This is a genomic window from Thiorhodovibrio litoralis (genome assembly GCF_033954455.1).
Taxonomy (GTDB): Bacteria; Pseudomonadota; Gammaproteobacteria; order Chromatiales; family Chromatiaceae; genus Thiorhodovibrio; species Thiorhodovibrio litoralis.
Genome location: NZ_CP121473.1, coordinates 441,353 through 452,137 on the forward strand (window position 1 = coordinate 441,353; position 10,785 = coordinate 452,137).

The following is a 10,785-nucleotide window of genomic DNA, read 5'->3' on the forward strand; positions in this document are numbered from 1 at the left end:
GACTTGGTTATTTCGCTCGTCCGCTGCCAGCAAAGAGTCCACAAGCGGGGTTGTCGGTCTCGTCCCAGAAAGGATAGCCGAGCGTCTGCAAGCTCTGATGGAGCTCATCCGCTTCGGCCTCCGGCACCTGAATGCCCATCAGCACCCGCCCATAGGCGGCGCCGTGATTGCGGTAGTGAAATAGGCTGATGTTCCAGCGCCGGCCCAGGCTGGAGAGGAAATTGAGCAGCGCGCCCGGGCGCTCGGGGAATTCAAAGCGCACCAGGCGTTCGTTGGTGAGTCCTGGCGCATGTCCGCCGACCATGAAGCGAATGTGTAGCTTGGCGGTTTCGTTCTCGCTCATATCGAGCACGCTGAAGCCTTTGTTTTCCAGGCGCTCGGCCATCTCGCGCCGTTCGCTGGCGCCGCCGCCGAGCTCAATGCCGACGAACACCTGCGCCTCGCGATCATCGCTGTAGCGGTAGTTGAACTCGGTAATCTGGCGTTTGCCGATGGCCTTGCAGAAGGCAAGGAAGCTGCCTGGGCGCTCGGGGATGCCGACGGCGAACAGCGCCTCGCGGCGCTCGCCAAGCTCGGCGCGCTCGGCGACATGGCGCAGGCGGTCGAAGTTAATATTGGCGCCGCTTTCGATGGCGATCAGGGTCTCATCGCGCAGGCCATAGAGCTCGACATAGCGCTTGAGCCCAGCGACCGCGAGCGCGCCGGCCGGCTCAGCGATGCCGCGGGTGTCATCGTAGATGTCCTTAATGGCGGCGCAGATCTCATCGGTGTCGACCAGGATCACTTCATCGACGCACTCGCGCGCGACGCGGAAGGTCTCAGTGCCAATGCGCCGCACCGCCACACCGTCGGCGAACAAACCCACCTCCGGCAGATCGACCGGCTCGCCGGCCGCGAGTGCGTGATGCAGGGTCGGGGCCTCGGCTGGCTCGACGCCAATGATGGAGACTTCCGGGCGCAGGTATTTGATGTAGGCGGCGATGCCAGCGATCAGCCCACCACCACCGACGGGCACGAAAATCGCCGTCGGTGGGTCCGGGTGCTGACGCAGAAGCTCCATGCCGATGGTGCCCTGGCCGGCGATCACATCAGGATCATCAAACGGATGGATAAACGTCAGCTTGCGCTCCTCGGCCAGGCCAAAGGCGTGGGCGCAGGCTTCATCGTAGGAGTCGCCGTGGAGCAGGGCGCGGCCGCCGAGATTGCGCACCGCCTGGACTTTGATCGCCGGCGTGGTGCGCGGCATCACGATGGTGGCCTCTGCACCCAGTCGCGCGGCACCGAGGGAGACACCTTGCGCATGGTTGCCGGCGGAGGCCGCGATGACGCCGCGCGCCAGGGCATCCGGCGAGAGATGACGCAGCTTGTTGTAGGCGCCCCGCAGCTTGAAGGAGAACACCGGCTGCAGATCCTCGCGCTTGAGCAGCACCCGATTGGCCAGCCGTCGCGACAGCAGGGGCGCCGGGGTCAAGGGTGTTTCGGACGCGACCTCATAGACGCGGGCTTTTAGAATGCGTTCAATATAGCGATGGGGCATGCGGGTGCCTGGGCAGGGTCGAAAGGCCGGCAGTTAGTGAGTGGTAGTGATACCGAAACAACAGGAAGTTTCTGTTCGGGACCAAAACGGATTTGCAATCAGAAAAGCGGGAAAGATGGCCGCGCCGGTGCTGGAGTGGCTCTGTTATTATCGGCACTGGACTTATCCTCTACCCGCATTACCTTGAGGCCTTTGGCCTGAAACCCGAAGTTCATTGATGCCGGGTAAAATTCCCAACACCAATTTCAACAGACGGAGCTTGAGCGCCATGACTCAGGATGAACTGAAAAAACAAGCCGCCGAGGCGGCCATCGCCTATGTTCAAGGCGGTATTATCGGGGTCGGCACCGGCTCGACAGTGAACCACTTTATCGATTTTCTTGCACAGATCAAAGGCCGGTTCGATGGCGCGGTCTCGAGCTCTCAGGCCTCGACCGAACGGTTGCAAGGCCACGGCATTGAAGTGCTGGACTTAAACAGCGCCGGCGATCTGTCTCTCTATGTCGACGGTGCCGATGAGGCCAATGGTCGCCTGCAGCTCATCAAAGGCGGCGGCGGGGCGCTGACGCGCGAGAAAATCGTCGCCGCCGCCAGCGAGACCTTTGTCTGCATTGCCGATGAAAGCAAACGCGTCGATGTGCTGGGTCAATTTCCGCTGCCGGTCGAGGTCATCCCGATGGCGCGCAGCTATGTTGCCCGTGAATTGGTCCGGCTCGGGGGCACGCCGGTGTATCGTGAGGGCTTCGTCACCGACAATGGCAATGTGATCCTCGATATCCAGGGGCTCGAAATTCAAGATCCCGCGGGTCTGGAGCAGCAAATCAACAATATCGCCGGCGTTGTCACCGTCGGGCTGTTCGCGCTGCGCGGTGCCGATATGCTGATTTTGGGCTCGCCAGACGGACTCAAGACTTACGAGCCCTAGTCGCTCTCGCGGCCTACCCAGGCTGCCCGCAGCGCAGCTCAGGCCGTCTCGGTTGCCGGTTTGGTGCTGGCGCGAGCTGGGCGGCTTGAGTTTTTGCTTGTATTCGTGGTTTCTCCTGAAGTTCCTCCTGGGGTTTCAGCTGAGGCGCGCCCGTTCGCTGAGCTGGAACCGGTTTTCAAGGTCACGGTTTCTTCAAATTTGCTTCCGTCGTAGCTCAAACGCTGCAACTCGGCTGACTCGCAATGCACCAGCTTGCCATTGATCTCGGCACCCATGGCCATTTCCAGCAGTTGATAGTAGAGGGTGCCGCTAACGCGCGCATTGGCGCCGAGCTCAACCCGGTCTCTCGCATGCACATCGCCGACAATGCTGCCGTCGGTGATCAGTTGCTCGACTTTGACGTCGCCCTCGATGACGCCCTGCTGGCTGATGATCAGCGCGGCGCTGGTTTCTGGTTCGGCGGTCACTTCGCCTTTGATCTTGCCATCAAGGTGAAGCGCGCCCGAGAATCGGACCTGACCTTCGATGACGGTGCCCTGCCCGATGACGGTCACGACCTTGGGCGGCTTCACTCTGCGGATACGTGCCATGAAACGAACCTCCTGGTTCCGGTTTTGGGTCATGTTTCCCATGACTGTCGTGAATCACACGTATTCATGACTATGGGGTAGTGAGAATGGGTTGGCCGGGACGCGCTGGTGCTGATTGGTTGCGCTGATTTATTCATCGGATTTATTCATCTGATTTATTCACCTGGGCCAGTGCCATTATCAGTGCCTGCGTCAGCGTCCTGGCTGGTTTGCCACGGGAACTGCCGGCGCGCCCCACCTGTCGCTTCGTCATCCGGCACCACGACCACCAGCAGCTCTTCGGGTTGGAAGTCTTGCGGCAATTGGAGTGTGCCGTCAATTTCCTGAAAGTGGCGAAAGCCGAGTCTGTGACTGTCGCGGGAATCATCCGTCAGTTCGTCGAGGCTGAAATAGCGTTCCTCGCCTTGCAGTTGGCCGCGCAATTGCAGGCGCACCTGGCCGGTCAGCATATCCGTACTGGCGTTGGTGCGCGAAACCTTGAACCAGTAGCGGAACCTGTTGTCGCTTTCGCGCGAGAGTGCCAGGTCGCTGATATCGAGCGGGCCATCGTCACCGCCAAAGAGTTGGGTCAGAAACGCCACCTGAGAGCGCAGTTGCGCGTTCTCAGTTTGGAGCACGCGAATCCTCTCCTGTGCTTCTCGTACCGCTTTGTTTTCTTCTTGGTGGTCCTTGGTGAGCGTTTGCAGACGTTGTTCGAGTTGCGCTGTTTCATCCTGGAGCGCCTCGCGGGTCTGCTTGAGCTCGGTCAGGTCCGCCGGCTCGACCGGTTGCTCGGCTGGCTGCTCGACTGCTTGTTCGACCGGCCATTTGGGCACGAAGGGCGTTTCGCCAGTGAGATCGAAAGCCAGATAGGCCCAGCTGCCGAGCGCCACGGCGACCAGCAGGAGCGCTAAGCCCAGCCGACCGGTCGGACGAGAATCAATGATGTGAGGCTGGCGAATTCTTCGCACTTTGACCTGTCCCATGCCTTGTCGCATCAGTGCCTTGGCTCGATTGAAAAATAATGATCTAGGATAGTCGCCTTTGGCCACGGGCGCAGCCGTTTTTGTGCTTAGGCGTGACTTGTTTATACTTTCGCCAATGGTACGCCGATCCTTGCGCCCTCGCGCGTTGCGGAATCTTCACGTTTTCAGCCACCACAACCTGCTCGCAGGCAGGGGGGACCATGTCTGATCGACCCTCTCAGTCCAACAATCCATCCGTCGGTCAGCCTTCCGCGGGCGGCGCGGACTCGGGCTCATCTGCCGGTGCGAAGGCCGCGCCGCGCAATGTCAGCACCGTAGCGGCCGATCTCGCAATCCAGCAGGAAAACGAAGGGCTGCGACTGGCGCTGCGCGAGCAGGAGCGCATCGTCGAGGAGCTGACCAACGAATGCCGCCGGCTTGAGGATCGGCTTGAGGATCGCTACCAGGACATCGACGCGCTGCGACGCGAACTCGATCGGGGCGAGCGGGAGCGCAAGCAGACCGATGAACGCTCCTCGCAAATTGTTGACGACGGCGGTTCGTCCGACTCCAGCTTGCCATCAGCACCAAGTGCGACCTCCGCAAAGGATACCAAAAAGGACGGTTCATCTGGAGCCGCGAAAGGTAGCGCGCTCGGTTTTGGTTCGGGTTTGGTGGGTGGTTTGTTGTTGGCGGGTCTGAGTGTGGGAGGTCTTTGGTTTGGTGGCATCCTGGCGCCGGCGGGCGGTATTTCCGCCGCGCCCGAGGTGGCTGGACCGCCGGAGCCCACGCGGCCCCCTGTACGTCCAGCCCCGGAGGCTGGCACTGCGGCTAGCTCGGCGACTGTTACGGGGACTGGAACGGCGACCGGCGGGGAGGACGCCCTGGTTTCAGACGTGGCGACAGTGGACACCGCAGCACCGATCTCCAGCACCGGCCCAAGGGATGAGGCGGGAATGCCCGAGGCGGGGGCGGATCAGGCCGCAGCGGAGACTGCAGACCAGAGAGCCAGTCCGGAAAGCATGGCGTTGAAGGTTCCTGATGAACCTGTTGCGGGCATGCACACGGATGCGTTCCTCACTGACGAAGCGACGGCACCGGAGATGGTGGTGCTGGAGCCAAGCGAGTTCATGATGGGAAATCCGGTTGGGATGGCTGACAGCGATGCGCGGCCGGTGCATAAGGTGAGCCTCGATGGCTTCATGATCGGTGCGCGCGAGGTGACCTTTGCCAATTACGATCGATTCGTGCGCGAGACCGGCGCGCGACGCCCGCAAGATTATGGCTGGGGACGCGGCTCGCGCCCGGTCATCGATGTCTCCTGGGACGAAGCGCGTGATTACGCCAAGTGGTTGAGTGAGAAGACCGGCCAGCCCTATCGGCTGCCGACCGAGGCTGAGTGGGAATACGCTGCGCGCGGCGGGGCCAGTTCCTCGTTCTGGTGGGGTATCGGCTCGCCGGCCAGCCGCGCACTCTGCTTTGACTGCGGGACCCGCTGGGATCAGATTTCGACCGCGCCGACCGGCAGCTTTCCGCCCAATCCATTCGGCCTCTACGATACGGCTGGCAACGTTTATGAGTGGACGGCGGATTGTTACCATCACAATTACAACGGGGCTGCGAGCGATGGCAGTGCCCGGATCGGGCCGGACTGCGAGCTGCGCGTTACGCGCGGCGGCAGCTTCAACTCGCCGGCGGGAGCAATGCGCAGCCACGCGCGCAATCGTTTTGCCGCCGACGCGCGTGTCGACATTCTCGGCTTTCGGGTCGCGCGTGATCTCGACGCAGCATCGCAACCCGAAGATAGTGACGGTGACGGGGGCTGAGACGCATCCTGCCGCGCTGGGGATGGTGAGCCTTGGTCGCCGAGTGCCTGAGTCCCAGCGCGAACCCGAGCCTTCTCGCCCGGGCCGCATGCTCGGGGTTGGCATCGCGGCGCTCGATATCGTCAATCAGGTCGCGAGCTATCCCTGCGAGGACCAGGAAGTGCGCGCCACCGGTCAGCGCATTGCGCGCGGCGGCAATGTTGCCAATACGCTGTCGGTTCTGAGCGATCTTGGCTGGCGCTGCGATTGGGCCGGTTGCTACGCCGATGACAGCGGCGCGGATTTTATCCTCTCGGATTTGCATCGCCGCGGAATCAACACCGAGACAGCCGTGCGTTGTGCGGGCTCGGCAACCCCCACCTCCTACATCACGCTGAGCGAGGCCACGGCAAGCCGGACCATCGTGCATTACCGGCGCCTACCTGAGTTGAGCGCGGACGATTTCGCCGCGATTCCGCTCGACGCTTACCAATGGGTGCATTTCGAGGGGCGCAACGCACCTGAAACAGCGGTCATGATCGAACGCGTGCGGCGGGAGCACCCGGCACTGCCGGTGTCGATCGAGATCGAAAAGCCTAGACCCGAGCTCGCGCGGCTGTTTCAGCCCGTGTCCCTGCTGCTGTTCTCCCGCGCCCTGGTGCAGCAGGAGATCGGCGCCCAGACCTTGCCCTGGGACTATCTGGCCGCCCAGCAGCGCCGCAGCGGGGCGGCGCTGTGCGTGGCGCCCTGGGGCGCCGATGGGGCTTATGGTATCGACAAGGGCGGCCGCCAGTTCTTCGCACCGGCTGCGCCGCCGGATCAGTTACGCGATACTCTTGCCGCCGGCGATGTTTTCAATGCCGCGCTGATCGACGGACTGCTCCACAAAAGGCCGGTTGCTGATGCCATGACGCGGGCGAACCGGATCGCAGGCTTTAAATGCGGTTATTCCGGCCTGGAGGGGATGATTGACGCGGCTCGCGACGCCGGTCGGGTCTGACTCTGCGGTTACGGACGCAAAGATCGGGTGGTGTGCGGCTGTTGCTGAGCTGAAATCGGCCCGCAACGCGTGCGGGCCGATCAGGTGCTAGGCAGAATCCTAGCCGGTCTCGAGCAATACGCGCAGGTCAATGACGGCGGCGTTGGCGCGCGAGATATAAGACGCCATGACGAGCGAGTGATTGGCGAGCAGCCCGTAGCCGTGGCCGTTCAGCACCACCGGGCTCATCTTGCGCATGGTGGCGCCATGCAGGTCGCGCATGATCTGCTCGACCGAGACCAAGGCGTTCTTGCCGGCCAGCACGCTTTCGAAGTCGATGGAAATTGCCTGCATCATGTGCAGCAGCGCCCAGGTATAGCCGCGCGCCTCGTAGAAAATGTTATCCACTTCGGTCCAGGAGGTTGCCTCCAGCACTTGGGCGCCACCCTGGGTCTGGGTGAAGCTCGCGGTCAGCTCGGCGTCGTTCACACTGGCGCTCAGGCGCTGCGCATAGCTGCCCAGGCGCTTCTCGACCACCATCAGGTAAGCGCGGAGATTGTCGGCGCGGGTATAGAAACGCGCGGTTTGGTCGGTCCCGGAGATCAGGGCCGCACGATACTCCTTCAGCGCATTGATGCCGTCGCGATACTGGGACTCGGTCGAGGGTAGCATGTAGGAGTTGGCGTCGAAGTTGAAATCGGAGTCCGCCAGCTTGAGCTTGTCGTTCTCGATCGACTGGGTCTGAGAGCGGCTGAAATCATTGCGCAGCGAGCGCACCGAGTCACGCAGCTCGGTCAGTACGCCGTATTCCCAGTTCGGCATGTTGTCGATCAGGATGCCGGGCGGGGTAATATCGTTGCTGATATAGCCGCCTGGCTTGCCGAGCAGGGTTTCGGCAACATTGATGGCGGAAGACACAGTGGCAACGCCCGGCGTCTTGAGCGCTTCCTTGGTGTCTATGTTCGGAATTTCAATCTTGCTGATCTCGAAGGGTTCTGGCTGCAGCGACCAGTAAGCGCCGAGACCGCCGATGGCAGCCATTGCCAAGATCACAAGCACGGCCATGATGCGACCGAGCGGCAGTTTGCGGCGTGATGATGTTGCGTTTGGCTGCTCGTCCGAGCGGCCGGCAGAGGTTTCCTTGGTCACAATGAGCTCCTCGTTGTTCGTGGAATGAGCCGGAAAATATCGCTGGCTTAATTCTACCCGGAAAAGGCGGCGTGCTGGTGAGCGAATCCGCTGGGGCGGGAATCTCCCGGGCAGGCATGCGGGCGAAGTTTTGATACACTCTTGCCGAACAGCGCGACCGCTGGCCACGCCGGCACTGCTTGCCGTGCCGGTTCTGGGCCAGCTCTGCTCCACATGTTCATAGGGGCGACCCGGGGATCACCCAAGTCGCATCGGTCGAGAATTCGAAATTCCATGCAGTTCTGGAAGTTAGGCATGCCCCGAGACCAGCGTCGATTTAAGCCAGAGACCCGGCCAGAGACGAGTGCGCAACAGTTGCTCACGCGCAGCCTGCTGTTTGCTGCGCTCTGGATGGTGCTGACCCGGGCTGACCCGGCCTCCTGGGTTATCGGCGTGCCGGCGGTGCTGGCTGCGACCTGGGCAAGCGTGCGCCTTGGATTCAAGGCACCGCGGCCGACGGCTCGCGGACCAGCGGGCTCCGGTTTGGGTCTTGCCTCGCTCGACCTGGCTACCTCGACACTCGCGCGACCGCGCGCGCGCCAGGCGCGGCTCGCCTCCTGGCTCGCCATTGATGTGCGCCGGTTGCTCCCTTTTGTGCTGTTTTTTGTCGTGGCCTCTGCGCGCGGCGGGCTCGATGTCGCCGGGCGGATTCTGGCACGGACGCTGGACATCGCCCCGGGTTTCATCACCTATCGCATCAGATTGCGCCATCCAGGGGCACGCATCCTGTTTATCGACCTGATCAGCTTGCTGCCCGGCACGCTGAGCGCCGACATTGAGGGGTCCGATCGCCTGGTCATTCATGTCCTGGATGTCGGCTCGGATAATTTTCGCGAGTTGGCGCAGCTCGAGTTGCAGGTCGCGCTGCTATTTCGCGAGCCCGGCGGCGCGGGAGCCTATTGACATGGCGACCATGATGCTGGTGTTCGCGAGCCTGCTACTGGCGACCATGGGCGTGGGTCTGGTGCGCGCGCTGCGCGGGCCGACGCCCGCAGACCGTCTGCTTGCGGTGCAGTTAATCGGTACCGCGAGCATCGGCGTGCTGCTGCTGCTGGCTGCCGCGCTGTCCATGCCGGCGCTTGCGGATGTGGCCTTGGTGTTCAGCCTGCTGGCCGCCGTGGCGGTGGCCGCGCTAACCCGGCGCCGCGCATGATCTGGTTCTCGCTGGCATTCTCCGCCGCCCTGATCGCTGCTGGTTTGGCGTTTTTTGCCGCCGGCACCCTCGGTTTGTTGCGTCTGCCGGATATTTTTACCCGGCTGCACGCGCTCACCAAGGCTGACAATCTCGGCTTGGGCTTGATCATCCTTGGCCTCACGCCCTGGGCGCCGAACCTCTGGTACGTGCTTGAGCTGGCGCTGATCTGGCTGCTGGTGCTGCTCGGCGGCGCGACCGGCGCGCATCTGATTGCCCGGCGTGCCTTGCACGGCGACGGGGAGGACCCGCAATGAGCGCGACCATGGCGTCAGGCCCCGCATTGCTCGCCTTTGACCTGCTGATGCTCTCCACCTTGCTCGCCCTGGCGGTTGCCACTCTGAGCAGTCGTGACCCGCGCCGTGCCGCCATTTTGTTCATCGTCTTCGGGCTCTGGTTGTCCCTGGTTTGGGCGCGACTCGGCGCGCCCGACGTCGCTCTGGCGGAGGCGGCCATCGGCGCAGGCCTGGGCGGGGCGCTGATGCTCGCTGCCGCGCGGCGCGCCGTCGCGAGTCAGGGCTCAGCGCTGTCCGCAGCGGATGAAACTGAGGCTGACCTGGCTGCGCAAGAGGGGATGACCTCTGCTGGGGGCCAGGCTCGCGCTTCCGAGGCGGAATCGGCCTCAGCACCCGCATCGGCCCCCGTTCCCGAATCCCCATCGCCGGAATCGACTCCATTGCCCGAATCAGTCCCAGCACCCGAATCGGCTCCAGCAAAAGCTGAAGTCCCTTCGGGCGAGCGGAGATTGGTTCAGGCTGAACTGGAGCTGACACAGCCTGAGGTCGAAACGGATCAGCTTGCCGCATCGGCCTCGGCCGAGCAGCCCAAGCTGGAAGCCGACCAGCCCGAGGCAGAAAAGTCCAAGCCGAGCCGGCACAGGTCGAAACGGTCGAAATCCAAACAGCAACCTGGGGACTCGCAGCCAGACTCAGGCGGGAGCTTGGAGCCATGAATCGGCTGGAGCCCAAGCCGCAGCGTTCTGCCTCGATTCTCGTCGTGGTGCTGCTGGCATTGCTCGCGGCCTTGTTGCAATGGGTGTTCTTTACTCACCAGATGCAGGCGCCGGACGGCGAGTTGGCCGCCTTGGCGGGGGCCGAGCTGCCGCGCACCGGAGTGACCAACCCGGTGACAGCTGTGCTGCTGAGCTACCGCGCGGTCGATACCCTGCTTGAGCTGGCAGTGCTGCTCGCGGCGCTGCTCGGCATCTGGGCGCTGGGTGCGCCCTCGCGCGGCTATCAGCGCGCCGGGCCTGTCTATGCCGGCATGGTGTCCTGGGTGGTGCCGCTGCTAATTCTCACCGCCGGCTATCTGCTCTGGATCGGCGCCAAGGCTCCTGGCGGGGCCTTTCAGGCCGGTGCCTTGCTGGCTGCGGCTGGGGTCATTTTGCGCCTCGGCGGCTCCGCGCGCGGCGGTCTGCCGGGTGCCTCGGCACGGCGCTGGCTGGCGGTGGCGGGAATTGGCGTCTTTGCCCTGGTCGGGCTCGCCACCATGCTGGCTGGGCGCGGGTTCCTGAACTATCCCGAGCCCTGGGCCGGCTGGCTGATTCTGCTGATCGAAACCTTCGCGACTGTGACGATCGCGACTTTGCTGACGGCGGCTTATGTGGGGAATGAGGAGTGACTGCG

The 10,785-nt window shown here is 63.1% G+C and carries 12 protein-coding genes; 8 read left to right on the forward strand and 4 right to left on the reverse strand.

The window, feature by feature from the left end:
- Window positions 1–7 precede the first annotated feature (7 nt).
- A complete protein-coding gene (gene ilvA / locus Thiosp_RS02045) occupies window positions 8–1,537 on the reverse strand; it encodes a threonine ammonia-lyase, biosynthetic (protein WP_201068964.1) in 1,530 nt (509 codons plus the stop codon).
- Window positions 1,538–1,805: 268 nt separating this feature from the next.
- Here ilvA and rpiA point away from each other — a divergent pair, with 268 nt between their 5' ends.
- The gene (rpiA, locus tag Thiosp_RS02050; protein WP_201068963.1) at window positions 1,806–2,462 is read left to right on the forward strand and encodes a ribose-5-phosphate isomerase RpiA; all 657 of its coding nucleotides are present in this window, start codon (window positions 1,806–1,808) and stop codon (window positions 2,460–2,462) included.
- Between the two features lie 38 nt (window positions 2,463–2,500).
- Here the strand turns inward: rpiA and Thiosp_RS02055 are convergent, their stop codons facing one another.
- Window positions 2,501–3,052, reverse strand: a complete 552-nt coding sequence (locus Thiosp_RS02055; protein ID WP_201068962.1) for a bactofilin family protein — start codon at window positions 3,050–3,052, stop codon at window positions 2,501–2,503.
- Between the two features lie 155 nt (window positions 3,053–3,207).
- Window positions 3,208–4,017 carry a DUF6776 family protein gene (locus Thiosp_RS02060; RefSeq protein ID WP_201068961.1) on the reverse strand — a complete coding sequence of 270 codons (810 nt, stop codon included), beginning with the start codon at window positions 4,015–4,017 and terminating at the stop codon, window positions 3,208–3,210.
- Window positions 4,018–4,217: 200 nt separating this feature from the next.
- Here Thiosp_RS02060 and Thiosp_RS02065 point away from each other — a divergent pair, with 200 nt between their 5' ends.
- The gene (locus Thiosp_RS02065) at window positions 4,218–5,822 is read left to right on the forward strand and encodes a formylglycine-generating enzyme family protein (RefSeq protein ID WP_242518986.1); all 1,605 of its coding nucleotides are present in this window, start codon (window positions 4,218–4,220) and stop codon (window positions 5,820–5,822) included.
- Window positions 5,809–6,801 carry a PfkB family carbohydrate kinase gene (locus Thiosp_RS02070; RefSeq protein ID WP_323696803.1) on the forward strand — a complete coding sequence of 331 codons (993 nt, stop codon included), beginning with the start codon at window positions 5,809–5,811 and terminating at the stop codon, window positions 6,799–6,801. The genes Thiosp_RS02065 and Thiosp_RS02070 overlap by 14 nt, the downstream gene beginning before the upstream one ends.
- A gap of 99 nt (window positions 6,802–6,900) precedes the next feature.
- Here Thiosp_RS02070 and Thiosp_RS02075 read toward each other — a convergent pair whose 3' ends face one another.
- Window positions 6,901–7,929, reverse strand: coding sequence for a DUF2333 family protein (locus Thiosp_RS02075; RefSeq protein ID WP_201068960.1), 1,029 nt, complete (start codon window positions 7,927–7,929; stop codon window positions 6,901–6,903).
- A 294-nt stretch (window positions 7,930–8,223) separates the two neighbouring features.
- Between Thiosp_RS02075 and Thiosp_RS02080 the strand changes: the two genes are divergently transcribed.
- From Thiosp_RS02080 to Thiosp_RS02100, 5 genes are read left to right on the forward strand one after another with little or no spacing between them, the layout of a single operon-like run.
- Window positions 8,224–8,871: a Na+/H+ antiporter subunit E gene (locus tag Thiosp_RS02080; RefSeq protein ID WP_201068959.1), complete on the forward strand. Its 648-nt coding sequence runs from the start codon at window positions 8,224–8,226 to the stop codon at window positions 8,869–8,871.
- A 1-nt stretch (window position 8,872) separates the two neighbouring features.
- Window positions 8,873–9,121, forward strand: a complete 249-nt coding sequence (locus Thiosp_RS02085) for a monovalent cation/H+ antiporter complex subunit F (protein WP_201068958.1) — start codon at window positions 8,873–8,875, stop codon at window positions 9,119–9,121.
- Complete coding sequence (locus tag Thiosp_RS02090; RefSeq protein WP_201068957.1) at window positions 9,118–9,417, forward strand: monovalent cation/H(+) antiporter subunit G; 300 nt, start codon at window positions 9,118–9,120, stop codon at window positions 9,415–9,417. Before Thiosp_RS02085 ends, Thiosp_RS02090 begins: the two co-directional genes overlap by 4 nt.
- Window positions 9,414–10,112: a Na(+)/H(+) antiporter subunit B gene (locus tag Thiosp_RS02095; RefSeq protein ID WP_242518985.1), complete on the forward strand. Its 699-nt coding sequence runs from the start codon at window positions 9,414–9,416 to the stop codon at window positions 10,110–10,112. Before Thiosp_RS02090 ends, Thiosp_RS02095 begins: the two co-directional genes overlap by 4 nt.
- Window positions 10,109–10,780 (forward strand): MnhB domain-containing protein, encoded by a 672-nt coding sequence (locus Thiosp_RS02100; protein WP_201068956.1) that lies wholly within the window; start codon window positions 10,109–10,111, stop codon window positions 10,778–10,780. The genes Thiosp_RS02095 and Thiosp_RS02100 overlap by 4 nt, the downstream gene beginning before the upstream one ends.
- Window positions 10,781–10,785: the final 5 nt, after the last annotated feature.

What these genes read in the sequence shown, in the direction of transcription:
- ilvA (WP_201068964.1), bottom strand. Translation starts at nt 1,537, where the DNA reads ATGCCCCATCGCTATATTGAACGCATTCTAAAAGCCCGCGTCTATGAG.
- rpiA (WP_201068963.1), top strand. Translation starts at nt 1,806, where the DNA reads ATGACTCAGGATGAACTGAAAAAACAAGCCGCCGAGGCGGCCATCGCC.
- Thiosp_RS02055 (WP_201068962.1), bottom strand. Translation starts at nt 3,052, where the DNA reads ATGGCACGTATCCGCAGAGTGAAGCCGCCCAAGGTCGTGACCGTCATC.
- Thiosp_RS02060 (WP_201068961.1), bottom strand. Translation starts at nt 4,017, where the DNA reads ATGGGACAGGTCAAAGTGCGAAGAATTCGCCAGCCTCACATCATTGAT.
- Thiosp_RS02065 (WP_242518986.1), top strand. Translation starts at nt 4,218, where the DNA reads ATGTCTGATCGACCCTCTCAGTCCAACAATCCATCCGTCGGTCAGCCT.
- Thiosp_RS02080 (WP_201068959.1), top strand. Translation starts at nt 8,224, where the DNA reads ATGCCCCGAGACCAGCGTCGATTTAAGCCAGAGACCCGGCCAGAGACG.
- Thiosp_RS02085 (WP_201068958.1), top strand. Translation starts at nt 8,873, where the DNA reads ATGGCGACCATGATGCTGGTGTTCGCGAGCCTGCTACTGGCGACCATG.
- Thiosp_RS02090 (WP_201068957.1), top strand. Translation starts at nt 9,118, where the DNA reads ATGATCTGGTTCTCGCTGGCATTCTCCGCCGCCCTGATCGCTGCTGGT.
- Thiosp_RS02095 (WP_242518985.1), top strand. Translation starts at nt 9,414, where the DNA reads ATGAGCGCGACCATGGCGTCAGGCCCCGCATTGCTCGCCTTTGACCTG.
- Thiosp_RS02100 (WP_201068956.1), top strand. Translation starts at nt 10,109, where the DNA reads ATGAATCGGCTGGAGCCCAAGCCGCAGCGTTCTGCCTCGATTCTCGTC.